Source organism: Kocuria sediminis, assembly GCF_009735315.1.
In the GTDB taxonomy this organism is placed as follows: Bacteria; Actinomycetota; Actinomycetes; order Actinomycetales; family Micrococcaceae; genus Kocuria; species Kocuria turfanensis.
On sequence record NZ_WOGU01000007.1, the window covers coordinates 93,728 to 117,660 of the forward strand.

Annotated in this window: 24 protein-coding genes and 1 riboswitch; of the genes, 10 read left to right on the forward strand and 14 right to left on the reverse strand. The window is 71.8% G+C overall.

The features are described from left to right. Window positions 1-171: 171 nt before the first annotated feature. The 6 genes from GMA12_RS09800 to GMA12_RS09825 all read left to right on the forward strand — a co-directional run bounded on the left by GMA12_RS09800 (window position 172) and on the right by GMA12_RS09825 (window position 6,204). On the forward strand, window positions 172-1,107 hold the full coding sequence (locus GMA12_RS09800) for an alpha/beta fold hydrolase (RefSeq protein WP_156269340.1): 936 nt from the start codon (window positions 172-174) through the stop codon (window positions 1,105-1,107). 477 nt (window positions 1,108-1,584) lie between these two features. Beyond that, window positions 1,585-1,770, forward strand: a riboswitch (cyclic di-AMP (ydaO/yuaA leader). A gap of 5 nt (window positions 1,771-1,775) precedes the next feature. Continuing rightward, window positions 1,776-2,276 (forward strand): NlpC/P60 family protein, encoded by a 501-nt coding sequence (locus tag GMA12_RS09805; RefSeq protein ID WP_156269341.1) that lies wholly within the window; start codon window positions 1,776-1,778, stop codon window positions 2,274-2,276. Window positions 2,277-2,493: 217 nt separating this feature from the next. Beyond that, on the forward strand, window positions 2,494-3,693 hold the full coding sequence (locus GMA12_RS09810) for a pyridoxal phosphate-dependent aminotransferase (RefSeq protein WP_156269342.1): 1,200 nt from the start codon (window positions 2,494-2,496) through the stop codon (window positions 3,691-3,693). Further along, complete coding sequence (locus GMA12_RS09815) at window positions 3,690-4,688, forward strand: 2-hydroxyacid dehydrogenase (protein ID WP_156269343.1); 999 nt, start codon at window positions 3,690-3,692, stop codon at window positions 4,686-4,688. Before GMA12_RS09810 ends, GMA12_RS09815 begins: the two co-directional genes overlap by 4 nt. Window positions 4,689-4,820: 132 nt before the next feature. Beyond that, window positions 4,821-5,771 (forward strand): helix-turn-helix domain-containing protein, encoded by a 951-nt coding sequence (locus GMA12_RS09820; RefSeq protein ID WP_156269344.1) that lies wholly within the window; start codon window positions 4,821-4,823, stop codon window positions 5,769-5,771. A 238-nt stretch (window positions 5,772-6,009) separates the two neighbouring features. Further along, on the forward strand, window positions 6,010-6,204 hold the full coding sequence (locus tag GMA12_RS09825) for a hypothetical protein (RefSeq protein ID WP_156269345.1): 195 nt from the start codon (window positions 6,010-6,012) through the stop codon (window positions 6,202-6,204). 96 nt (window positions 6,205-6,300) lie between these two features. Here the strand turns inward: GMA12_RS09825 and GMA12_RS09830 are convergent, their stop codons facing one another. The 11 genes from GMA12_RS09830 to GMA12_RS09880 all read right to left on the reverse strand — a co-directional run bounded on the left by GMA12_RS09830 (window position 6,301) and on the right by GMA12_RS09880 (window position 17,224). Further along, a complete protein-coding gene (locus GMA12_RS09830) occupies window positions 6,301-6,597 on the reverse strand; it encodes a putative quinol monooxygenase (protein WP_156269346.1) in 297 nt (98 codons plus the stop codon). Between the two features lie 91 nt (window positions 6,598-6,688). Then, complete coding sequence (locus GMA12_RS09835) at window positions 6,689-7,540, reverse strand: fumarylacetoacetate hydrolase family protein (protein WP_156269347.1); 852 nt, start codon at window positions 7,538-7,540, stop codon at window positions 6,689-6,691. A gap of 62 nt (window positions 7,541-7,602) precedes the next feature. Then, entirely contained in the window at window positions 7,603-8,355 is a 753-nt protein-coding gene (locus GMA12_RS09840) for an SDR family NAD(P)-dependent oxidoreductase (RefSeq protein ID WP_156269348.1), read from the reverse strand. A gap of 29 nt (window positions 8,356-8,384) precedes the next feature. Then, window positions 8,385-9,089, reverse strand: a complete 705-nt coding sequence (locus tag GMA12_RS09845) for a GntR family transcriptional regulator (RefSeq protein WP_156269349.1) — start codon at window positions 9,087-9,089, stop codon at window positions 8,385-8,387. Continuing rightward, the gene (locus tag GMA12_RS09850) at window positions 9,086-10,354 is read right to left on the reverse strand and encodes a fumarylacetoacetate hydrolase family protein (RefSeq protein ID WP_156269350.1); all 1,269 of its coding nucleotides are present in this window, start codon (window positions 10,352-10,354) and stop codon (window positions 9,086-9,088) included. The genes GMA12_RS09845 and GMA12_RS09850 overlap by 4 nt, the downstream gene beginning before the upstream one ends. Then, complete coding sequence (locus tag GMA12_RS09855) at window positions 10,351-11,841, reverse strand: aldehyde dehydrogenase (NADP(+)) (protein ID WP_156269351.1); 1,491 nt, start codon at window positions 11,839-11,841, stop codon at window positions 10,351-10,353. Before GMA12_RS09855 ends, GMA12_RS09850 begins: the two co-directional genes overlap by 4 nt. A gap of 27 nt (window positions 11,842-11,868) precedes the next feature. Further along, window positions 11,869-13,173 (reverse strand): enolase C-terminal domain-like protein, encoded by a 1,305-nt coding sequence (locus tag GMA12_RS09860; RefSeq protein WP_156269352.1) that lies wholly within the window; start codon window positions 13,171-13,173, stop codon window positions 11,869-11,871. Between the two features lie 31 nt (window positions 13,174-13,204). Continuing rightward, window positions 13,205-14,485, reverse strand: a complete 1,281-nt coding sequence (locus GMA12_RS09865; RefSeq protein WP_156269353.1) for a TRAP transporter large permease — start codon at window positions 14,483-14,485, stop codon at window positions 13,205-13,207. Window positions 14,486-14,490: 5 nt separating this feature from the next. After that, on the reverse strand, window positions 14,491-15,105 hold the full coding sequence (locus tag GMA12_RS09870) for a TRAP transporter small permease (RefSeq protein ID WP_162459703.1): 615 nt from the start codon (window positions 15,103-15,105) through the stop codon (window positions 14,491-14,493). After that, entirely contained in the window at window positions 15,102-16,148 is a 1,047-nt protein-coding gene (locus GMA12_RS09875) for a DctP family TRAP transporter solute-binding subunit (protein ID WP_156269354.1), read from the reverse strand. The genes GMA12_RS09870 and GMA12_RS09875 overlap by 4 nt, the downstream gene beginning before the upstream one ends. After that, window positions 16,145-17,224 (reverse strand): Ldh family oxidoreductase, encoded by a 1,080-nt coding sequence (locus tag GMA12_RS09880; protein ID WP_156269355.1) that lies wholly within the window; start codon window positions 17,222-17,224, stop codon window positions 16,145-16,147. Before GMA12_RS09880 ends, GMA12_RS09875 begins: the two co-directional genes overlap by 4 nt. 476 nt (window positions 17,225-17,700) lie before the next feature. Here GMA12_RS09880 and GMA12_RS09885 point away from each other — a divergent pair, with 476 nt between their 5' ends. Next, window positions 17,701-18,657 carry an NAD(P)-dependent oxidoreductase gene (locus GMA12_RS09885; RefSeq protein ID WP_156269356.1) on the forward strand — a complete coding sequence of 319 codons (957 nt, stop codon included), beginning with the start codon at window positions 17,701-17,703 and terminating at the stop codon, window positions 18,655-18,657. Window positions 18,658-19,014: 357 nt separating this feature from the next. Here the strand turns inward: GMA12_RS09885 and GMA12_RS09890 are convergent, their stop codons facing one another. Together GMA12_RS09890 and GMA12_RS09895 are read right to left on the reverse strand one after the other, a co-directional pair. Further along, complete coding sequence (locus tag GMA12_RS09890) at window positions 19,015-19,287, reverse strand: hypothetical protein (RefSeq protein ID WP_156269357.1); 273 nt, start codon at window positions 19,285-19,287, stop codon at window positions 19,015-19,017. 107 nt (window positions 19,288-19,394) lie between these two features. Beyond that, window positions 19,395-19,880, reverse strand: coding sequence for a GNAT family N-acetyltransferase (locus GMA12_RS09895; protein ID WP_156269358.1), 486 nt, complete (start codon window positions 19,878-19,880; stop codon window positions 19,395-19,397). Between the two features lie 466 nt (window positions 19,881-20,346). Here GMA12_RS09895 and GMA12_RS09900 point away from each other — a divergent pair, with 466 nt between their 5' ends. Both GMA12_RS09900 and GMA12_RS09905 read left to right on the forward strand, forming a co-directional pair. Next, complete coding sequence (locus GMA12_RS09900) at window positions 20,347-21,756, forward strand: hemolysin family protein (RefSeq protein WP_156269359.1); 1,410 nt, start codon at window positions 20,347-20,349, stop codon at window positions 21,754-21,756. Further along, on the forward strand, window positions 21,753-22,784 hold the full coding sequence (locus GMA12_RS09905) for a CNNM domain-containing protein (protein ID WP_156269360.1): 1,032 nt from the start codon (window positions 21,753-21,755) through the stop codon (window positions 22,782-22,784). Before GMA12_RS09900 ends, GMA12_RS09905 begins: the two co-directional genes overlap by 4 nt. A gap of 207 nt (window positions 22,785-22,991) precedes the next feature. Here GMA12_RS09905 and GMA12_RS09910 read toward each other — a convergent pair whose 3' ends face one another. Next, window positions 22,992-23,225, reverse strand: coding sequence for a hypothetical protein (locus tag GMA12_RS09910; protein ID WP_156269361.1), 234 nt, complete (start codon window positions 23,223-23,225; stop codon window positions 22,992-22,994). A 358-nt stretch (window positions 23,226-23,583) separates the two neighbouring features. On the opposite strand from GMA12_RS09910, the gene GMA12_RS09915 reads away from it, so the two are divergent. After that, window positions 23,584-23,910, forward strand: coding sequence for a GYD domain-containing protein (locus GMA12_RS09915; protein ID WP_156269362.1), 327 nt, complete (start codon window positions 23,584-23,586; stop codon window positions 23,908-23,910). Window positions 23,911-23,933 lie beyond the last annotated feature (23 nt).

Genomic DNA, 23,933 nt, shown 5'->3' on the forward strand with positions numbered 1-23,933 from the left:
GCCGAGCGGTGGAGCAGGACACCCACGCCGAGCGGACCGCACTGCCGTCGCACCCGGCGCCGACCCGTCACATGCCGCCGCCGCCCTGGTCCCGGGCACTGCCGAGTCCTAGCGTGAGGGCCACCAGTCGCCACAGCGGCACAACGGCGGCCACCAAAGAGCGGGGACGGCATGAGCACACTTTCGGAGGACCAGGGCAACCGCAGCGTCACCGCGCCGGACGGGCGCCGCCTGGAGTTCCGGCTCACCGGCCCGCCCGGCGGCCTGCCGGTCGTCTTCCACCACGGCGCGCCCAGCGCCGCGGTCCCGTTCGGGCCGCTCGAGCGCGCGGCCGCGGACCGCGGGCTCCAGGTGCTCACCGTCTCGCGTCCCGGCTACGGCGCCTCGGACCCGCTCCCGGAGCAGACGGCCCCCGGCACGGTGGCCGGCGCCGTGGCCGACACCCGGTGCGTCCTGGACGAGCTGGGTGCGGAGGAATTCCTCGCCCTGGGCTGGTCCAGCGGCGGCCCGCGCGCCCTGGCCTGCGGCGCGCTGCTGCCCGGCCGCTGCCGCGCGGTCGCCTCCCTGGCCGGCTACGCCCCGCCGCGCGCCGAGGGACTGGACCCGGTCGCCGGGATGGACGAGGACAGCGCGGCCGAGTTCACCGCCGCCCGGCAGGGACGCCGGGCGCTCGAGGCCTACCTCGCGGAACAGGTGCAGGCCATGACCGCGGCCGCCTCGGCGCCGGATGGCGACGTCGTCGAGCTGCTGCGCGCCATGCTCCCGCCGGTGGACCGGGCGGTGATGACCGGGGACTTCGCCGACTACGTCATGGGCGCGGCCGAGCACTCCCTGCGCCAGGGCATCGTGGGCTGGCGCGACGACGACCTCGCGGTGGACCGCGCGTGGGGCTTCGCCGTGGAGGAGATCGCCGTGCCGACACGGATCTGGCACGGCCGGGAGGACCGCGCCGTCCCGGTGACCCACGGGGAGTGGCTCGCCGCGCACGTGCCGGGCGCCCGGGCGCACCTGCTGGAGCGCGAGGGGCACCTCTCCCTCGTGGCCCGACTCGATCGGGTCCTGGACGACCTGCTCGACGCCGCCGAGGTCGACGAGGACGGGCGATAGGGCCGGCACGCCGGAAGCGTCCGCGAAAAACCGCCCCCCTCCCCCGGGCGGTCATTACTAACGCAATATTTTCTTTTAGCGAATTCCCGTGTGAACCCTGGGGCCCACTAAAAGGTCGTCCTTTCCGCCCCCACCAAGGTGCCGCTCACGCTGGCTGCCTAATGCTCCGCGAAGCATTCCCCGCGGTTTCTCGCGCCATAACGCGCGTGTCACCCCGGACACCCCGCCCCAGGGCAGGGGCGGACTCTCCGGCGGACACGAATGGAACAGAGCCCCAGGTCAAGCCCACTTTTGTCCTGAGATGCGCCTCCTGGAGGATCCCCGTCGGCACCCCTCACCACGCAACTTCGCGCGAGCGCGAAGGCCCACAACCGAATCGCAACAGATTCCGAGACGCGCCCGTGATCAAAACGAGACTTTCTCGTTACTTTTCGATTAGTTTTCTCTCCGTGCCGATTCCCCCACTGATCGGCACCCCCGTGCACATCGCCGAATTCTGCCGGTGCCCGGGGCCCCCTGAACACATCGCTCGGCAGAAGCGGGGGAACCAGAAACGGCCCCTCCCCCGGGACCTAGGGGTTAAGTCGCCAGGGCCTCCACCCTGCGACCGGGTGTCTCCCACCCGCATCCGACAGCTCACCTCGCAGGCAAGAGGGAGGACATCACTCATGCCCATCTTCCACTCCCGCACGCCCCGCCACCGCGCCCAGCGCTCGTTCCCCCTGGGGCGCACGGCGACCCTGGCGGTCGCCGCCGGCGCCATGGCGCTCGGCAGCGTGGCCCCGGCCCAGGCCGCCCCGGCCGCAGCCCCCCAGCAGCTCCTCAGCATCCAGTCCCAGTCCGGCAAGGCTGCGACCATCGCCGCCGCCGCCAGGAGCCAGCTCGGCGTGACGCAGGACTGCACCTCCCTGGTCACCAAGTCCCTGCGCGCGGCCGGGATCAACCACCACGGGTGGCCGGTCTCCTACCTGAACCTCGGCACCCGGGTCTCCGCCGCCCAGGCCCAGCCCGGTGACCTGGTCTACTACGCCAACGGCGGCATGGGCTTCGCCCACATCGCCGTGTACATCGGCGGCGGCAAGGCCGTCCACGGCGGCTGGAACGGCAACCAGACGGTCATCCAGACCGTTAACGTCGGCTCGGGTCCCGTCTACATCCGCGTGCGCTGACCCCAGGCCCGTGAGGGGGAAGTGCGGTTCCCGGCCGTCCCGGCGGGAACCGCACTTCCGCGCTCCACGGGCACAACCTCTGGATGCGGGACACCCCGCGACTGGACCGACGGGGACATCCCTCCGGGACTACTCTTCCCAGACTGATATATGAGTCGTATGCTCAGTGCGGATCCAGCAGTGGATCGATCGCCGACTCGACGAGGAGTGGAACAGCATGCGGCAACTCGCACACCGGCTCGACCGGCTGGGGACCGAAACGGCCTTCAGCGTCGCCCAGGCCGCGGCCGCCTGGAAGGCACAGGGGAACCGCGTGTACCCCTTCCACCTCGGCGACATCAACATCCCGACGGCCCCGCACATCGTCGAGGCCATGAACCGGGCTATCGCCGACGGCTACACGGGCTACTGCCCCGGCCCCGGCATTCCGCAGCTGCGGGAGGCCCTCGCCGAGGACATCGGCTCGCGTCGCGGCATCGGCCTCACCCCCGACAACATCGTCGTGATGCCCGGCGGCAAGCCCGTCATCACGAAGTTCCTGCAGGCGGTCATGAACCCCGGCCAGGAGGTGCTCTACCCGAACCCCGGCTTCCCGATCTACGAGTCGCAGATCGAGTACCTCGGGGGCACGTCCGTGCCGTACCGCTATCTCCCCACGGAGAGCGGCTTCGCGATCGACCTCGACCAGGTGCGCGCCTCGATCACCCCGCACACGGTCGCCATCATCTACAACGACCTGCAGAACCCCATCTCGGCCGAGTCGACGGCGGCCGAGCGCGAGGCCGTCGCGCAGCTTGCCCAGGAGCACAACCTCTGGGTGCTCTCCGACGAGGCCTACTTCGAGACGCGCTACGAGGGGGTCTCGAACTCGATCGCGTCACTGCCCGGCATGGCCGAGCGCACCGTCATCCTCTACACGTTCAGCAAGAAGTTCGCCATGACCGGCTCACGCCTCGGCTGCGCCGTCGCACCGCCCGAGATCGCCAAGGTGCTCAGCACGCTCAACACCAACGACGAGTCGTGCACCACCCACTACGTGCAGTGGGCCGGCATCGAAGCCCTCCGCGGCCCCCAGGAACCCGTGCAGCAGATGCTCGACGTCCTGCGCGAGCGCCGGGACGCCGCCTGTGAGCTGGTGAACGCCACGCCCGGCATGCACGTGGCCGTCCCGCACTCGACGTTCTACCTGTTCCCCGACGTCACCGCCGCCATGGAGCGCATGGGCTGCACCGAAGTCGGCGACTTCGCCACGGCGGCCCTGCAGCAGACCGGCGTGTCCTTCTGCACGCGGGAGCACTTCGGCCGACGCCAACCGGGCGAGGAGCGACAGTACATCCGGCTCGCCTACTCGGGCATCGACGTCGACGACATCCGCGTCGGCCTCGACCGCCTGCGCCAGTGGATCGAGTCGGCATGAGCCGGGTCGTCGTCACGGGACGGGTGCCCGACGCCGCGATCGAGAAGCTCCGCGCCGAGCACGAGGTCGACGCCTGGCCGGGCCCGGAGTCGATCGGCCGCGAGGAGCTCCTGCGGCGCGTGGCCGGCGCCGACGCCGTGGTGAGCCTGCTCACCGAGCGCATCGACGCCGAGCTGCTCGACGCCGCCGGCCCGCAGCTGAAAGTGGTCGCGAACGTCGCCGTCGGCTACGACAACATCGACGTGCTGGCCTGCACCGAGCGCGGCGTCGTGGCCACCAACACCCCCGGGGTGCTCACGGAGGCCACCGCCGACATCGCGCTCGGCCTCATCCTCATGGCGACCCGCCGGCTCGGCGAGGGGGAACGGCTCATCCGCTCCGGCCAGGCCTGGAAGTGGGGCATGTTCTTCCTGCTCGGCAGCAGCCTGCAGGGCAAGACCCTCGGCGTCGTCGGCATGGGCGGCATCGGCCAGGCGACCGCGCGCCGGGCCAAGGCCTTCGGCATGGAGATCGTCTACCAGTCGCGCAGCGAGATCGATCCGGCGATCGCCGCCGAGCTGGGCGCCCGGCGGGTCGAGCTCGACGAGCTGCTGGCCGTCTCCGACGTCGTGTCGCTGCACTGTCCCTACGGTCCCGCCACGCGCCACCTGATCGGCGCCGAGCAGCTGGCGGCGATGAAGGACTCGGCGTACCTCGTCAACACCGCGCGCGGGCCGATCGTGGACGAGGCGGCGCTCGCGTCCGCGCTGCGCGAGGGCCGGATCGCGGGTGCGGGACTGGACGTCTTCGAGCACGAGCCCCAGGTGCACCCCGAGCTGCTGGAGCTCGACAACGTGGTGCTGGTGCCGCACCTGGGCTCCGCCACCGTGGAGACGCGCACCGCGATGGCGGTCCTCGCCGCGGACAACGTGCTCGCCGTGCTCGGCGGGCAACGACCGCCCACACCGATCGGTGAGCAGCAGGGCCGGCCGTCGGTCAGGACAGGACCGCGCTGATCAGCTGCCGGACGTCATCCGCCGTCGCATGGGGCGTCCGGGCCCGCACCGGACCAGACGTCGACACCCTCGCGTGATGGCATTTTCCTGTGTTCCATCGATTCTCTGCCACAGGAGTGGGACCATGGACCCATGATCAGCAACGTGGCCGTCATCGTGTTCCACGAGGTCTCCCCCTTCGAGCTCGGGGTGGCCTGCGAGGCCTGGGCGATCGACCGCTCCGGGGACGGGCTCCCGGTGATGGACTTCGCCGTGTGCAGCCCCGACGGGCGGCCGGTCCGCACGATCGCCGGCTTCGACGTGGCCGTCCAGCACGGGCTGGACCGGGTGGCCGCGGCGGATCTCGTGGTCCTCCCGGCCATCTCCCGGGACCGGGACGTCCCGGCAGAGGTGATCCAGGCATTGCACGCGGCCCATGACCGCGGGGCCCGGATCCTGTCCATCTGCTCGGGCGCGTTCGTGCTGGGGGCGGCCGGGCTGCTCGACGGCCGCCGCTGCACCACCCACTGGATGCACACCGCGGAGCTGGCCGAGCGGTTTCCCGCCGCGCAGGTGGTACCCGAGGTCCTCTACGTGGAGGACGGCACCATCCTCACCAGCGCCGGCACCGCGGCGGGCCTCGACGCCTGCCTCCACCTGTGGCGCCAGGAGTTCGGCTCGGCGGCCGCCAACACCGTGGCGCGGCGCATGGTCGTGCCGCCGCAGCGCCAGGGCGGCCAGGCCCAGTTCATCAAGGAGCCGGTCCCCGAGCACCGGGCCGAGACGCTGGACCCGCTGCTCACCTGGATCGTGAGGCACCTGGACGAGCCGCTGGACGTCGACGCCCTGGCCCGGCGCGCCGCCATGTCCCCGCGCACCTTCGCCCGCAGGTTCCGCGACGAGACGGGCACCACCCCGCACGCCTGGATCACCGCGCGGCGCCTGCACCGGGCGGAGCAGCTCCTCGAGGAGACCGACCTGCCCGTGGAGCGCATCGCCGCGGACGTGGGCTTCGGTAACGCGGCCACGCTGCGCCACCACTTCACCCGGATCCGCCGGCTCAGCCCGCAGCAGTACCGCCGCCGCTTCGCCACCGCCTCGTGATCGCCGGCTCGTGAGCACCACCTCGGCCGTGGCGACGCGGCCGAGGTGCTCCGTCATGGTCGCGATCGAGGTCCACGAGCTGCCGCCTGGCGAGCCCGGACGAGGCATCGACGGAAATGGCAGGAATCGACCGGAGAGAGGCATTTCTGCCACTCGTGCGGGGAGGCCCGGACGGCCAGGCTTGTCAGTGTGAGAGTGAGCCGGATCGGACCGGCGCACGACAGGCAAGGAGCCCACCATGATGACGGACCTGTTCCTGATGCTTGCCACAGCCGCCGTGCTGTCGGTGTACACGCTGATCGGGCGCCTGGCCATTCCCGCAGAGGACCGGGTGCCGTGGAGCGACCTCGGCTGGGACGGCTGGGTGCACACGCTGCGGCGCAGCCTGGTGGTCCTGGGCGACTCCGCCCCGGGCATCGGCGGGGTGCGGTGACGGTGGAGGACCGGGACTGACCATGGCGGCCCGGCAGCACGAGGGCCCCGGTGCGTGTCGCACCGGGGCCCTCGTCCTGTGTGGTCTTGAGGTGGTCTAGAGGTCGTGGTCCTCCAGGACGTCGAGGTTGCGGAAGACGGGCTCGCCGTCCATGAGTTCCGTCAGCTTCTTCGCGTACTCCTGGGTCTCCGGGAGGTTGGAGTTCTCCATGGCGGACTCGTAGGAGTCGAAGTGGACGATGTGGGTGAAGCGGTTCGGGTCGTCACGGTCCCGCGTCGCCAGGACCCGCCGGGCGGTCCTGTTCCCCTGGGAGCTGCGCTCCCACTCCGCGACGAGCTTCTCCACCTCCTCCGGCTTCGAGGTGGTGTATTCGATCAACTGGACGAAGGCCATGACGCACGCTCCTTCGAATCTGGCCTTTCGGGGCCACCAGTTTAATCCCGGCGCGCCGGAGCGTCCCCGACGGACGGGAAATGACGGAGGGTCAGTGGCCCACCACGGTCTGCCGCTGCTCCCCCAGCCCCTCGATGCCGATGGTCATCGTGTCCCCGGCCCGCAGGTAGGGGAAGCGCCCGGACAGGGCCACGCCCTGCGGGGTGCCGGTGTTGACCACGTCCCCGGGATCCAGGGCCATGTACTGCGACAGGTGTCGGATGATCTCGGCGACCCCGAAGACCATGTCCGCGGTGCTGGAGTCCTGCCGGGCCTCCCCGTTGACGGTGGAGTACAGCCGGAGGTCCTGCGGGTCGCCCAGGTCCTCGGCCGGCACGAGCACCGGGCCGAGCGGGTTGAAGGTGGGGCAGCACTTGCCCTTGGACCACTGCCCGCCGGACTGGTGGATCTGGAAGTCCCGCTCGGAGACGTCGTTGCTCACGGTGTACCCGGCGATGCACGCCAGCGCCTCCTCGTGACTGGACAGGTAGGACGCGCGGCGGCCGATGACCACGGCCAGCTCCACCTCCCAGTCCACCTTCTCGGCGGTCGGGGGGATCACGACGTCGTCGTCGGGCCCCACCACGGTGTTGGGGTGCTTGAAGAAGATGATCGGCGTGCTGGGGGGCGGGTCCCCGGTCTCGGCGGCGTGGGCGGCGTAGTTCTGGCCCACGCACACCACCGCCCCGGGGCGGGCCACCGGGGGCCCGACCCGCAGGGACGCGGCGTCCTGCAGCTCCGGCAGGGAGCGCGCCGCGAGCGCCCGGCGCACGGCGGCGATGCCGTCGTCTGCGAGGAAGCCGCCGTCGATGTCGGCGGTGATCCCGGAGAGGTCGTAGACGGTGCCGTCGTGGCGCACGGCGGGCTTCTCGCGGCCCGCGGGGCCGAGTCTCATCAAATCCATGGACAGTCCTTCGGTTCGAGGGGACGGTGGCGTCCGGACAGGGCGGTCCGGCGACGGCGGTGTCAGGTGGCCGGGCGCAGGAGGAGGTCGTGCATGCCGCTGTCCACGGGCAGCGTGGTGCCGGTCGTGGAGCCGTTGGCGGGATCGGCCAGGAAGAGGATGGAGGCGGCGACCTCCTTGGCCGAGACGAGCCGGCCGTGCGGCTGGCGGGCCTCGAGGGCCTTCCGCTCGGCCGCCGGGTCCGCGGCGGCCTGCAGCAGCCGGCCGACCCAGGGAGTGTCCGCGGTGCCCGGGCTGACGCAGTTCACGCGGATGCCCTCCCGCAGGTGGTCGGCGGCCATGGCGCGGGTCAGGGCCGCGACCGCGCCCTTGCTCGCCGAGTACAGGGCCCGGTCGGGCAACCCGTGGGTGGCGGCGATCGAGGAGGTGTTGACGATCGCCGGGGTGCGGGAGCGGCGCAGGTGCGGCAGCGCGGCGGCCGAGACGCGGGCGATGCCGATGACGTTGACGTCGAGCACCCGGAACCACTCGTCGTCCTCGTGGTCGGCCATGGTGCCCACCGCCCCCACCCCGGCGTTGTTGACGACGACGTCGATGCCGCCCATCGCCTCGGCCGCCGCCTCCACCGCCGACCGCACCGAGGACCGGTCGGCCACGTCGCACCGCAGCCCCACGGCCCCGTCCGGCAGGGCGTCGACGGTGAGGTCCAGGACCGCGACGCGGGCGCCGCGGGCCAGCAGCTGGGACGTGACGGCGGCGCCGATGCCGGAGGCCCCGCCGGTGACGACCGTGCGCAGGTCGGCGAAGGTGTTCATGGGTGTTCCTTCCTGTTCCGTGGTCCCGCTCAGGTGAGCCGCACGTCGGTGGCCGGGCGGGGGCCGGGGTCGTCCTCGGAGGCGAACGCGCCGGCGAAGCGGTGGTAGGCGCCCATGAGGTGGGCGTGCATGGCGTTCTCCGCCGCGTCGGGATCGCAGTCCCGGATGGCCTCCACGATCGCCCCGTGCTCCTGGATGGTCTGCTCCCCGGACCAGTCCGCCGGGTAGAGCCGGAACAGGTGCAGGTGGCAGTGGGTGGCCCGGATCGCCTGGTGGGCGAAGTCGTTGTGCCCGGCCCCGAGGATCAGGTCGTGGAACTGCATGTCGTGGGCCACCAGCAGGTGCCGGGTGCTGGCCTCGGTCGCGGTGCCGGCGACGAAGTCCTGCAGGCCCGCCGCCAGGGCGCGGCCGGGGTTGCTCAGCCGGTTGACGGCCGCGGCCCGGGCCGCCCACGGCTCGATGAGCAGGCGCAGCTCGAACAGCTCCCGCAGCTGGTCGAAGCCGAGCAGGGGGGTGGTGCGGTATCCCTTGCCCGGGGTCTTGAGGATGAGGTTGTCGCCCTCCAGCTGGTGCAGCGCCTCGCGCACCGGGGTCTGGGACACGCCCAGCTCCCGGGCGATGGCGTCGATGTTGACCTTGCTGTCCGGGGGCAGCTGGAGGTCCAGGATCCGGGCGCGCAGGACGGCGTAGACGTCCGTGCGCGCCCGGCCGGAGGGGGAAGGGCTGTCGGTCATGAGGAGCGGGTTCCTTCGGGCAGTGGGTGGTCCTCGACCACCCCTTCCGCGGCAGATCCGTGGGTGGTCAGGTAGTGCAGGAGGCGCCCGATCCCGAAGGTCCACGGCTGCAGGTCCTCGGTCGGGGCCACGACGTTCGTCAATGTTCCCAGGCGCCGGCTGCCGATCTGCACGACGTCGCCGTGCTGGTGCGTGAACCCCTTCCCGGGTTCGTCGCGGTCCTCGGTGGGGGCGAAGAGGGTGCCGGTGAACAGCACGAACCCGTCCGGGTACTGGTGGTGGGCCCCGTGGGCGGCCCCGACCAGCTCCTCGAAGGGCCGGCTGAGGCGGGAGACGTTGTTGGTGCCGTGCAGCTCGTAGCCGTCCGTGCCGCGCACGGTGAGCTCGATGGTCTCGGTGCGGGCGTCGTCGAGCGTGTAGCTCTCGTCGAAGACCCGCACGAACGGGCCGAGGGCGGCCGAGGCGTTGTTGTCCTTGGCCATGCCCAGCAGCAGGGCGCTGCGGCCCTCCACGTCCCGCAGGTTGACGTCGTTGCCCAGGGTGGCCCCGCGCACGGTGCCCCGGCTGTCCACCACGAGCACCAGCTCCGGCTCGGGGTTGTTCCAGGAGGAGAAGGCCGGGATGCCGATGCGGGCCCCGGTCCCCACGGCCGAGAGCACCGGGGCCTTGGTGAAGACCTCCGGGTCCGGGCCGATGCCCACCTCCAGGTACTGGGACCAGAACCCGGCCGCGATCAGGACCTCCTTGACGCGGGCCGCCTCCGCCGAGCCCGGCCTCAGGCCGGCCAGGCTGCCGCCCAGGGCCTCCAGGACCTGGGCGCGGATCCGCTCGGCCTGGGCGAAGTCCCCGCCGCAGCGCTCCTCGATGACGCGCTCGATCATGGAGTCCACGAAGGTGACCCCGCAGGCCTTGACCGCCTGCAGGTCCACCGGGGCCAGCAGGGTCGCCGCCGTGTCCGAGCCCTCAGCGGTCGCGGCCAGCACCTGGGCCAGGTCCCAGCTGCGGGCCGCATCCGTGGCGGCCGCCGCGAGCACGGCCGCCGGATCGGGAGCATCGAACAGTTCCGAGACGGTCCGGACGGCCGGGAACAGGTCCACCAGCCGGTCCCCGACCACCCGCACCGGGCGCGGGCCGCCGGTCTCGGGATCCCACACCCGGCCCACCAGCAGCGCCCGCTCGTGGTCCTCGGGCAGCACGCTCGCCGGGTCCAGGCGGGGCAGCACGGTGGTCCCGGTGGTGGTCTCGTCAGTGGCGTCGGTGGTCATCGGCGGGCTCCTTCCGTGACGGCGGGCTCGAACCGGCCGTCCACGCGGCGGGCGATCCCCCAGGGGTTGGCCTCCTGCAGGGCCGGCGGCAGCGCGGCGTCGGGGGCGTCCTGGTAGGACACCGGGCGCATGAACCGCCCGATCGCGGCCGTGCCCACCGAGGTGGTGTTCGTCGTCGTCGCCGGGTAGGGACCGCCGTGGTGCTGGGCGTAGGACACGGTGACGCCGGTGGGCCAGCCGTTGAACAGCACCCGGCCGGCCTTGCCGGTCAGGGTGCCCACCAGCGCGGTGCTGTCGTCCTCCTCGTCGCCGTGGACGGTGGCCGTCAGCTGACCCTCCATCAGCTCCGCCAGCTCCGGCAGCTCGGCGGCGTCCCGGTAGCGCACCAGCACCGTGGCCGGGCCGAACATCTCGTGGTGCAGCACCTCGGGGTCCTTGCGGACCTGCTCGGCGTCGACGGCCAGGACGGTGGGGGCGGGCACCTCGTCGTCCGAGCCCGGCACGAGCGTCTCGACGCCCTCGAGGGCGGCGACCTCGTCGCGGGCCTGACCGAAGGACTCCCGCAGCCCGGGCGTGAGCAGCTTCGCCAGCGGGGCGTCGGCCAGGGCCGCGCTCAGGGTCTCCCGCACCCGCTCCGTCCCACCCTCGTCCGGGACGAAGAGCACCCCGGGCTTGGTGCAGAACTGGCCCATGCCCATGGTGAAGGACCCGGCGTAGCCGGTGAGGATCTCCTCGGCGCGGTGCCGCCACGCCTGCGGCAGCACGAACACCGGGTTGATGCTGCCCAGCTCCCCGTAGAAGGGAATGGGCTCGGGCCGGGCAGCCGCCCGGTCGAACAGGGCGCGGCCGCCGGCGGTTGAGCCGGTGAAGCCGACAGCCTTCACCAGGGGGTGGTCCACCAGTGCGGTGGCCGCCTCCCGGCCGTCGAGCACGGCGAACAGCCCCTCCGGGGCGCCGGCCTGGGCGAGCGCCTCGATCACGACCTCGGCGGTGCGCAGCGCGAGCTGCTTGTGCCCGCCGTGGATCTTGTGCAGCACGGCACACCCGGCGGCCAGGGCAGAGGCACTGTCCCCGCCCATGACACTGAACGCGAACGGGAAGTTGGAGGCGCCGAAGACGCCCACCACGCCCAGGGGCACGTTGACCCGGCGGATGTCCGGGCGCGGCCCCATCCCCCAGTCGGGGTCGGCGTGGTCGACCACGGCCTCCAGGACCACCCCGGTGCGGACCTCCTCGGCGAAGAGCTCCAGCTGGAAGGCGCTGCGCTTGAGCTCCCCGCGCAGCCGGGGCTCGGCGAGGTGGGTCTCCTCCGCGGCCAGGCCCACGAGCTCGTCGTCGTGGGCGCGCAGGGCCTCGGCCAGGGCGGTGAGCCAAGAGGCTCGGGTGGCGGGGGTCTGGTCGGCGGAGATCAGGTACGCCTCGTGGGCGGCCCGGGCGGCGCGGTCCACCTCGGCGGCGGTCGTGGCGGGACTGAGGGCGGTGTTCATGGTGACTCCTTGGAAGAGGTACGGGGGTCAGCGGGTCAGGACGTCCTGCCAGCCGGCCCCGGAGGAGAAGGTCCAGCGCTCGACCGAGGGGCGCAGCATCTCCGCGCCGATGCCGGGCAGGGCCGGTGCCTGGTAGCGGCCGTCGGCGACCACCACGGGCTCGGCGAAGTGCTCGTGCAGGTGGTCCACGAACTCGATCATCCGGTTCTCCATGGACCCCGTGACGGCGGCGTAGTCGAAGAAGGAGAAGTGCTGGACCAGCTCGCACAGTCCCACGCCGCCGGCGTGGGGGCAGACCGGGACGTCGAACTGCGCCGCCAGCAGCAGGTTGGCGATGTTCTCGTTGACCCCGGCCACGCGGGTGGAGTCGATCTGCATGACGTCGATCGCCCCGGCCTGCAGCAGCTGCTTGAAGATGATGCGGTTGTGCACGGCCTCGCCGGTGGCGACCTTGACCGGGTGGACGCCCTTGCGGATGGCGGCGTGGGCCAGGATGTCGTCGGTGCTGGTCGGCTCCTCGATCCAGTAGGGGTGGAAGTCCTGCAGCTGGTTGACCCAGTCGATCGCCTCCTGCTCCTCCCAGCGCTGGTTGGCGTCGATGGCGATGCGCACGTCCGGGCCCACGGCCTCCCGGGCCAGACCCAGGCGGCGGCGGTCGTCCTCGATGCTGCCGGCCACCTTGAGCTTGATCATCCCGAAGCCGGCCTCGACGGCCTCCTTGGACAGGCGCACGAGCTTCTCGTCGCTGTAGCCCAGCCAGCCGGGGGTCGTGGTGTAGGCGGGGTAGCCGCGCTCCTTCAACTCGGCGATGCGCTCGGCCTTGCCCTCCTGGGCGCGGGCGAGGATCCCGGCGGCGTCCTCGGGGGTGAGGGCGTTGCGGATGTGGGTGAAGTCCACCGCGCTGATCAGCTCCTCGGAGGACATCTCGCTCAGCAGCAGCCACAGCGGCTTCTGCTCCCGGCGGGCCCGGATGTCCCACAGGGCGTTGACCAGGCCGCCGCAGGCCATGTGGGAGACGCCCTTCTCGGGGCCCAGCCAGCGCAGCTGCGAGTCGTGGACCAGCCGGCGAGAGGCGTCGCCGAGGTTGTTGACGAGCTCGTCGGTGTCCCGGCCGACGAGCAGCTCCCCGTAGCTGTCCATGGCGGCGGTGATCAGCTCGTTGCCGCGGCCGCAGTCGAAGACCAGGCCGTAGCCGGTCTCGCCCTCGTCGGTGCTCACCTCCACGTAGGCGGCGGAGTAGTCGGGGTCCACGTTGACGGCGTCGGAGCCGTCGAGCTCGAGGGAGGTGGGGAAACGGACGTCGGTGGTGCGGACGGAGGCGATTCTGGACATCAGGGAGTTCCTTACGACGTGCGGTGGAGGTTCAGAGGAAGCCGAGGAGCGTCGGCAGGCCGACGGTCATCACGGGCAGGAAGGTGATGACCAGCAGCGTGATCACCATCGGGACGAAGAAGGGCAGGATGCCCTTGATCACCGTGGGCACCGAGGCCCTGGTGACGCTGGAGAGCACGAACAGCACCAGGCCCACGGGCGGGGTGATCAGCCCGATCAGCAGGTTGAAGATCACCATGATGCCGAGGTGGATCGGGTCGATCCCGAAGGTCTCGGCGACCGGGGCGAGCACCGGGACGAGGATCAGGATCGCGGCGGTGGGCTCGAGCACGCACCCGACGATCAGCAGCAGGACGTTGACCAGGATCAGGAAGACGATCGGCTGGTTGGTCAGGTCGAGGATGAGGTTCGCGGCGACCTGCGGGGCCTGCTCGCGGGCCAGGACCCAGCCGAACAGGGCCGCGGCGGCCACGATGAGCAGCACGGACCCGGAGGTCTCCACGGTGGTGAGCAGGGTGCGGTACATCTTCCGCCACGTCAGCGCCTTGTAGGCGAGGGCCAGGACGAGGATGTAGATGACGCCGATCCCGCTGGCCTCCGTGGGGGTGAAGACGCCGCTGAGGATCCCCCCGAGGATCACGACCGCCGAGCCCAGGGCGGGCAGTGCGGCGACCGCGGTCCTCCCGCGCGTGCCCCAGCTCGAGCGGGGCAGCCGGAGCTCCTCCTGCTTGCGCGTCAGGAACCACACCGTGGTGCACAGGGCGGCCACGAGCACCAGGGCCGGGACGATGCCGGCCATGAACAGCGCGCCGACCGAGACGCCGGCGGTCACCGCGTAGATGATCGCGGGGATGCTCGGCGGGATCATCGGGGCGATGAGGCTCGAGGCCCCGGTCACCCCGAGGGCGAACTCCGGCTTGTAGCCGCGCTGGACCATGGCCGGCACCTGTACCCGGCCCATGGCCGCGGCGTCGGCGATGGCCGCGCCGCTCATCCAGGAGAAGCCGAAGCTGGTGGCCACGTTGACGTAGCCGAGGCTCCCGCGCAGGTGGCCGATGGCCGCCACGGCGGCGTCGTAGAGCTTGTCGGTGACCCCGGAGACGTTCGCGAGGTTGCCCAGCAGGATGAACATCGGCACGGCCAGGATCGCGAAGCTGTCCACGCCGGAGACCGTCTGCTGGACGGCGGTGCCCATGGTCAGGGACGGCTCGGAGACGACGTAGACCAGGGACGGGATCAGCAGCGCGAAGGAGACGGGCACGCGCAGGGCCAGCAGCAGCAGCAGCCCGATCAGCATCAGCAGAAGAGTCATGGGTCCTACACCGCTTCCCGCTCGAGATTTTCCATGGCCTCCGGCACCAGCTCCGGATGCCGGATGTTGAGGTAGACGTGCAGCACGGCGTGCAGGCAGATCAGCCCGAAGCCCACCACCGCCGAGGCGTAGACCACGCTCATGGGCAGGGAGGTCGCCGGGGCGGCGAGCCGGGCCGCACCGGCGGCGAACCCTGCTCCGGCCCAGGCCATGATCCCGGAGGCCACGACCACCGTGACGAGGGCGAAGGTGTCCATCACGATCGCGCCTCGGCGGCTGAGCTTGCTGGCCACCAGGTCCACGGCGATGTGGATGCGCCGGGCCATCACGAACCCGGCCGAGACGAACGCGAACCACAGCAGCGCGAAGCGGGCCAGCTCCTCGGTCCAGGTGAACGGCGTGCTGAAGATGTATCGGCTGACCACCTGGAGGACGATCAGGCCCAGCGTGGCCACCAGGAAGGAGCAGGAGGCCACGCGCTCGGCCACCACGAGGCCGCGGTAGAGCGTGCTGCGCTGCTCCAGGTAGTCGGGCTCGTCCGGCTCCTGCGGCACGTGCAGCCCCGAGGCGAGGTTGTGCTCGTGCGGCGGGGTGAGGTCCGCCTCTGCGCGCTCGCTCACTGCTGGTCCTTGATCTGCTGGTAGACGTCGCCCCAGGGCTGCTCGAGCATGGCTTCCTCGGCGGCGGCGGCGAAGGCCTCCCGGTCGACGTTCTCGTTGACCTGGATCCCGTCGCCGTTCTTCCACTCCTCCAGGACGGACTGCTCCTGCTCCTCGATGCACTGGCGGGTGGCGTCCGCCGCCGCGCCCATGGCCGAGTCCAGCGCGGTGCGCTGCTCCTCGGTGAGCCCCTCGTAGACCGTGCGGCCGGTGGTGATGTGGACGCCCTGGACCATGTGGCCGGTGAGGTTGATGTAGTCCTGGACCTCGTTGAACTTGGAGGTGGCGATGGTGGGGATCGGGTTCTCCTGGGCGTCGATGACGCCCTGCTGGAGGGCCAGGTACACCTCGTCCAGGGCCATGGGGGTGGCGGTGCCGCCCATGGCCTTGATGTTCTCCAGGTACAGCGGGGCGTTCGGGGTGCGGATCTTCAGGCCCTGGAAGTCCTCGGTGCCCGAGATCTCCTTGTTGGCGGTGACGTGGCGGGTGCCGTAGTACCAGCTGGAGAGCACCTTGATGTCGGAGGACTCGTAGAGGTCGTCGAAGACCGACGTCATCGTCTCGCCCTCCACCGTCTCGACGTACTGGTCAACACCCTCGAACAGGTAGGCGGCGTCCAGGACCTCGGCCGGCTTGTGCCACACGCCCAGGAAGGACGGGCCGGCGATGGCCATGTCGAGGCTGCCGTTCGCCACCTGCTCGAGGGACTCGGCCTCGTTACCGAGCTGGGCAGCTGGGAAGCTGTCCACCTGGAGACCGCTGCCCTGCAGCTCCTCCTTGAGCGTGCTGACGCCGCACTCCTCGACCGGGTGGCCGGCGTCGTAGACGTGGGCCAGGCGGAGGGTCGTGGCGTCGGGGTCGGCCGCAGCCACGGTGCTGCGGTCCACCGGCTCCCCGACGCCGCACCCGGTGAGGAGCAGGGTCGCGGTGGCGGCGACGCCGAGGGCGGCGGCCGTGCCACGTCGGGAGGTGCTCGAGCGGCCGAGCGAGGTCTTGCGGGTCATGGCTGGGTCCTTTCGGAGACGGTCGGTGCTGTGGTGGGGACGGGATCGAGGTCGAGACGGGCGGCGAGCTCCGCCAGCTGCTCCGCGGTGGACGCGGGGAGTGCCACGGTGGCGGCGTGCTCCTGCTCGCGGAGGCGTTCCGGGTCGCCCGGGGCCAGGACGGGCCGGCCCCCGGGGCCGGAGCCGCGGACGCGCTCCTGCAGGGTCCGCACCCGCTCCTGCGTGTGCTCCCGCCCGCCGAAGGCGGCGGTGTCGAGACCGATCAGCAGGTGCCCGTTGTTCATCCGCGAGGCGGGGTTGGACCAGATGTCGACGGTCTCGAAGGCGTAGGTGGCGTCCGTCAGGGAGGCGGAGAAGGCCTCGAGCAGCACGGAGACGGCGGAGCCCTTGTGCCCGCCGAAGGGGATCATGGATCCTGCGGCCGCGGCCACGGGATCCGTGGTCGGCCGGCCCTCGGCGTCGACGGCCCACCCCTCGGGCAGCTGGGTGCCCTCGTTGCGGGCCGCGATCACCTTCCCGTAGGCGCCGTTGCTGGTGGCGAGGTCGGCGGTCAGCGGCCATTCCCCGGCGCTGGGAGCGCCCAGGGTGAGCGGGTTCGTGCCCAGGACCTTCTCGGTGCCGCCGTGGGGGGCCACCACGGGGCCCGTGGTGGAGGTCAGCACGGTCAGGAAGCCGGCGGCCGCCAGCTGGTCGCTCCAGAAGGCGCCCGCGCCGTAGTGGCTGCTGTTGCTGACGGCCACGGCGGCGATGCCGTGGGCGGCACCGCGCTCCAGGACGTAGTCCACGGCCGCCTGCATGGCCACCTGCCCCAGCGCCGCGTCGGCGTCCAGGGCCGCGACGCTGCCGGTGTCACGCGTCCAGGTCATGGCCGGGGCGGCGTTGATCCCCCCCTGCCGGAGCGCCTCGGCGTAGAGCGGCAACCGCAGCAGGCCGTGGGAGTAGATACCCCGCTGGTCCGCCTGGACCAGCGAGCGTGCGGTCAGGTCGGCATCGGTCTCCGGCACGCCGTGCGCCACGAGGACCTGGGAAGCCAGGCGAATGAGGCCCTGGACGTCGAACTCCGCGGATGCGGACATCGTCACCCTCCTTGAATATATGGATTAGCTGGATCCTATATGTGATGTGACTCATAGGCAATGATGTGACGCGCGGTCGGTAGTTGCCGGTCATCCACGGCGTTCAGCGGCCCAGCGTGCGCTGCACCGTTGACTACTCCCGGGCGCCTCTATAGGATTTTGGATATTCCTACAGGATATGGGCCGTGGATCACAAGAACACGACGGCAATTGACGCCTCGAACGACTTCCGGGGAGGCCCGCACCATGCAGGCGGCCACCTCCCCATCGGCAACAGCCCGTGGAGATCGCCACCACGGCCCGCCACCAGGACGCGGAGGTCCTGGTCGTCGAGCTCGGCCCCGGCGGCCGCCGGATGATCCAGGACCTGGGTTTCGAGATGCTGGACCCCACGGCCCGTACCGTGGACCCCAGTACCTGCCGCGCGTCCCGCCGCACGGCGGACCGCCCGACCCCGACCAGGAGAGCCCGGCCCGATGAAGATCCTGATTCCCGACACCACGGACATCGACCCCGCGGACCTCACCGGCCACGAGGTCGTCCGCTACGACTCCGCGGTCCCCGTCCCGGCGGAGCATGCCGACGCGGAGGTCCTCGTCGTCTGGGGCACCCCGCTCGACGCCCTGCAGGAGACGGCCCGCCGGCTCTCCCGCGTGCGGCTGGTCCAGGCGCTGGCGGCCGGTCCGGACAGCGTGCTGGAGGCCGGGTTCCGCGAGGACGCCGTCATCTGCGCCGGCGTCGGCCTGCACACCCTGCCTGTGGCCGAGCACGCGCTGGCGCTCATGCTGCATCTGGTACGGCAGTTGCCGGCTGCGGCCCGGTCCCAGGAGGAGCACTCCTGGGATCCGCGGCTGGGCGGCCTGCAACCGCTGCACCCCGAGGATCGGGTCACCACGCTCCTGGACGCGCGCGTGCTCATCTGGGGGTTCGGCGCCATCGGGCAGCACCTGGCCGGTCTGTGCACCGCCCTGGGCGCTCAGGTCACCGGCGTGGCCCGCAGCGCCGGCGAGCGCGGCGGATATCCGGTCGTCACCCCGGAGCAGCTGCCCGAGCACCTGCCGGAGACGGACGTGCTCGTCCTGATCCTGCCGCACGACCCGGCGACGGAGCGGGCGCTGAACCGTGAGCGACTCGACGCCCTGCCCTCGCGCGCCCTCGTCGTGAACGTGGGCCGGGGATCGACGGTCGACGAGGACGCACTGCTGGACGCCCTCGGCAGCGGCTCCATCGCCGGCGCGGCGATCGACGTCGCCGCCCAGGAGCCCCTGCCCGCGGAGTCCCCCCTGTGGTCGGCGCCCCGGCTGACCATCACCCCGCACATGGCCGGTGGCCGGCCCATCGGGGCCGCGCGGCTGCTGCTCGAGAACCTCCGGGCGCTGACGCAGGGCGGCGAGTTCACCAATCGGGTCGGCCGGGAGCGGACCGCCCGCTGACCGACCGCACGGACGGTGCCACCGGGCGATTTCCGGGCGCAACCCAATGTTGCCTGTGGAGTGCGTCATATTCGGGGCCTGTTTGCGGGCCCGGCGGCCGATCCCTCATGGTGGTCGTGGGGAAAGACCAGTGCCTGACCAGAGGCACTTCTGGTCACCCGTGGCCGTGTCGCACCGCCCGTCGGACAAGGGGGTCCACGAGGTGGCGCCGCGGCCGGCCTCACCCTGAGGGGGAAGCGCTGGAGGCGGACCGTGCTGGGGGGCACGTCCGCCTCCAGCCATCTCCGCTCCCGGAGTGTCGGACTCGTGCGGCAGTCGTGGATGTGCCGCGCCGGTCGCTCAGGGGGGACCGCGCTGTCAGGGCGTCCAGCCGAGGACTTCCCCGCCGAACCACATCAGCCCGAACCACGTCACCGCGGCCACGACGGGCACGAGCAGCACCAGGAAGGACCGGCGCTGCACCAGCCGCACGCCGACGCCGGTGAGGACGACCCACCAGACGAGCAGCAGGACCACGGCCCACAGTGGGGCCATCAGCCCGCTGGCCACGTAGAAGTACCCGGCCACGAGGTGCGCGGCAGCGGCGACCACGACCGCCAGCACGAACCCGAGCTGTCTCCCCGTCGTCATGCAGACACTGTGCGCCTCGCACGGCGGGTGCGCAATGGTGAATTCCGGGTCGGCAGCTCGTGACCGTCCGGGCGGCGCTGTGCTCCCCGGACGGGCACGGCAGCGGCCTACAGCACGCGGCTGTAGAACACGGTGGGCAGCGGGGTGAAGCCTCCGGCGGCATAGGCGGCCCGGGCGGCAGCGTGCGCATCGTCGCCGCCGGTGCTCGCCCAGGCGACGACGCACCCGGCGGCGCGCATGGCCGAACAGGCCGCGTCGATCAGGGCGCGGCCGAGCCCGCACCGCTGGTGCCGGGGGTCCACGGCGAGAAGCATGATCTCCCCCTGCGGGCCTGCGGGGCCGGGGTGGACGTCCCAGGCGGCGTAGCCGGCGGGTTCGCCGTCGAGGTCGGCGACGAGGAACCGGTGCCGGTGCTCCGGACCGGTGAGTTCCGTCAGCGTGTCGCGGTAGTCCTGCTGCCACTGGCCGTTCTGCCGGGCGAACAGCTCGGGGCCCAGCTGGTCCCGGATGCCGTCCTGAATGGGTCGGAAGGCGCGGACGGTGAGGTCGATCAGGGCCTCGAGGTCGTCGGCGCGGAAGGTGCGAAGGTGCATGGTCCGTCTCCTGGAGCGTGAGGGAACCCGTGATCCGGAACCGGGTCACGGGGAGGGCTCGTTCCCGAGGCGGCGGGGCCTCGGCACGCTCAGGAGCGGGTGCGCACGGCGGCGGGGCACATCACGCCTCCAGCGTAGATCAGGCCCGTGGCACCACGGCCGCGGGGTGACACCGGGACCTGGACTGCCGGTTGTGACCCGACGCGCGCAGCATGGGCACGCGCGGCCGAACCTGGGGATCCACTTCGAATCCGACGCTGGGGCCCGTCCGGCCGTGCGCGGGCAAATAGACTGATCGGCGCATCTGCATCCCCGACCACTGGAGTGTGTGTTCCACCGTCATGGGCCCATCGCCTGCGAGACCCGGGTCGTCCGACGACCCGGGCGACAGTTGTCCTTTTCCCGCAACAGCTGACCACCGCCGCAGGCTCCGGCCCGGCTCGTCCTCCCCAGGGGTGAGCCCCCGATGATCGGAGCGCTCCTCACCCTGCTCCTGGGCATCGTGGTGATCCTCGCGATCATCGCCGCCAACGGCTACTTCGTGGCCCAGGAGTTCGCCTACATGTCCGTGGACCGCGCCCGTCTGGGGGCGCGCGCCGAGGCCGGCGACAAGGCCGCCCAGCGTGCGCTGAAGGTGACCCGCCGCACCTCGTTCATGCTCTCGGGCGCCCAGCTGGGCATCACCGTCACCGGCCTGCTCGTCGGCTATGTCGCCGAGCCACTGGTCGGGGAGTCCCTGGCCGTGCTGCTGGGCAGCACCGGCGTCCCCGCGGCGCTGAGCATCTCGGTGGGCACCGTGGCCGCCCTGGTCGTGGCCGCCGTCGTGCAGATGATCTTCGGTGAGCTGTACCCGAAGAACCTCGCCATCGCGAACCCCGAGCCGATGGCCCGGGCCCTGGCCCGCTCCACGACGATCTACCTGTCCCTGTTCGGCTGGCTGATCACCGTGTTCGACCACGCCGCCAACGCCCTGCTGCGGCTGGTGCGCGTGGAGCCGGTGCACGACGTCGACACGACCGCGACCGTCGAGGACCTCGAGCGCATCGTGGCCGACTCCCGGGAGAGCGGCGACCTGCCCGAGGGACTCTCGGTGCTCATCGACCGCATCATCGACTTCCCGGACCGCGACGTCGAGCACGCCATGATCCCCCGCTCCCAGGTCGGCGCCGTCACCCCGGACACCACCGTGGGCGAGCTGCGCGCCCTCATGGCCGCCGAGCACACCCGCTACCCGGTGATCTCCGAGACCGAGGAGCCCCTCGGCGTCGTCCAGCTCGCGGATCTGCTGCGCAGCAGCGCGCCCGACGACGCCACCGTGGCCGCCATCATGGCGCCCCCGCTGGTGCTGCCCACGCTCATGTCCCTGCCCGACGCGCTCGCCCGGCTGACGGAGTCGCGCCAGGAGCTGGCCTGCATCATCGACGAGTACGGCGGCTTCGCCGGCGTCCTGACGGTCGAGGACCTGGCCGAGGAGCTGGTCGGGGAGATCACCGACGAGCACGACGACGAACCCCCGGCCGTCATCACCGCCGAGCAGGAGGACACCTGGCGGATGGACGGCGACATCCACGTCGACGAGGTCGAGCGCGCCGTCGGCCACGAGCTGCCCGACGGCGACTACGAGACCATCTCCGGCCTGCTCATCGCCCACCGCGGTGAGCTGCCGGCCGCCGGGGACGTGATGCGGGTGGAGCTGCCCGACGACCCCCGCGACCTCGTCCTGGACGACCCCGTGCACCGGGTCCTCGACGTCGAGGTGCTGGAGCTGTCCCGGCACGTGCCCAGCGAGCTGCTCGTGCGGCTCGTGGAGACCACCGCCGCGGGCGCCGCCCCGGCCGGTGGCACCACCCACACCACCCGGGAGGAGGACCGATGACCGACCCGCTGATCGTCACCGTCACCACCGCGCTGCTCATCGTGCTCAGCGCGTTCTTCGTGGTCATCGAGTTCGCCCTGCTGGGGGCCCGCAGCCACCGGCTCGAGGCCGAGGCCGCGACCAACCGCTCCGCCCGCGCCGCGCTGCGCGGGATCAACGAGCTGACCATCATGCTCGCCGGCGCGCAGCTGGGCATCACCGCCTGCACCTTCGCCCTGGGCGCGGTGACCAAGCCGGCCGTCGACGCGTGGCTGAGCCCCGTGTTCGCGGCCTGGGGCGCCCCCGAGGGACTGGCCGACGGCGCCGCCTTCGCCCTGTCGCTGCTGTTCGTCACCTTCCTGCACCTGGTGGTGGGCGAGATGGCGCCGAAGTCCTGGGCGATCGCCAACCCGGAGACCTCGGCCAAGCTCATCGGCGTGCCCTCCCGCGGCTTCATCTGGCTGGTGCGCCCGCTGCTGGTCTGGGTCAACGCCATCGCCAACCGGCTCGTCGCCGCCAGCGGGGTCACCCCGGTGGACCGCGCGGCCGTCGGCGGCCAGGACGCCGAGACGATCCAGCACCTCGTGGAGCACTCCGCCTCCGTCGGGGCCCTCGACTCCTCCTTCCGCACCCAGGTCTCCGGCGTCCTGGAGCTGGAGAAGCTCACCGTCGAGGCGCTGATCGCCCACGACGGTCCGCCGACCACGGTGCCCGCAGAAGCCACGGCCGCCGACGTGCAGGAGGCCGCCACCCGGACCGGGCACCTGCGCATCCTCGTGGGGAACCCCGAGGTCGGCGCTCCCGGCGTCGTGCACGTCCGGGACACGCTGCTCGAGCCGCCGGGCCGGCCCGTGCGGGAGCTGTCCCGCCCGGCGTTCGTGCTCGAGGCCGACACCCCGGTCTACGAGGCCCTGGCCCGGATCCGGGAGGCCGGCGAGCAGCTCGCCGCCGTGCGGCACGACGGCCGCTTCGTCGGGGTGATCACCCTCTCCGACGTCCTGCGGCGCGTGCTGCCCATGGAGCTCACCCCGGCGGGCCGGCCGGGCTGATCCAGGGCTCCGACCTGGGGTGACGCGGTCCCCGGTGCGGTTCCGACGACCGTGCCGGGGACCGCGTCACCGCAGCGGCGCCGGTCAGAAGGTGTCCAGGACGGCTCTGCCTGGCCTCGGCCATTGCTGGGCCGGACGGTCCAAGCTCGCTGGAGAGCGAGCCTCCGAGCTCGCCGTCGGCGGGGACCCGCAGGGAATCGGGAGGCGTCAGCAGCACGGGCACGAGGCACCCCAACGGTCGTACGCTGTGCGCGCCAACCACCACTGGGCGTTGCGGTCCCGGTCCCGCGCGACCAGAGCCGCGTAGGCGGTGGCGGCGACCGCGGCCAGCGTCCACCCGGCGAGCGAGCGCCGAGACCCGGGCGGGGCCTTGACGCCCAGCAGCATGCCGAGCAGGACGGCCAGCACATGGAGGGGCCGGCCCTCAGGGATGATTTCCATGGGGATCTCCAGACGTGGGGAAACGGGGGTCGGACATTATCGTCCCACGTCAGCGGCATGTTTTTCGGTGGAAGAGACCGGCAGGACGTCCCCTCTTGCGCGGACGGCTATGGCCCTACTCCCCTCGTCACGACGAGCCCGGCCGGTCGTCACCGAGGTCGGTTCACGAGCGACCGACGGCAGACTGACCTCACGATGTGCGACAGGGACACGGAGACGACATGAGTCACGGACCGGCGACGATCTGGTCGATGCCCTTGGGCCGCCTCCCGCCGGGTGCCTACGGTCGGGGCAGCCGCACTCGGGGACCCCGGCGGAACAGCCACCGGAGACCCTCGGGCACCGGAAGGACGGGACGATGCCGCTCTATCTGTCGAAGTTCAGCTACACCCCGGAGACCTGGGCCCGGCTGATCCAGCACCCGGAGGACCGCCGCCGGGCCGCTCAGGCCTACATCGAATCGGTCGGTGGGACGCTGCACGGATTCTGGTACGCCTTCGGCGAGCACGACGGGTACAACCTCTGGGAAGCCCCCGACAACGTGTCCATGGCCGCAGTGGCACTGGCCATCAGCGGGGGCGGGGCCCTGCGCTCGCTGGAGACCACGGTGCTCATGAGCGTCGAGGAGACGCTGGACGCCCTGCACCGGGCCCAGCAGGTCCGGTACCGGCCGCCCGGCACCTGAACCGTCCCGGTGCACCGGTCCAC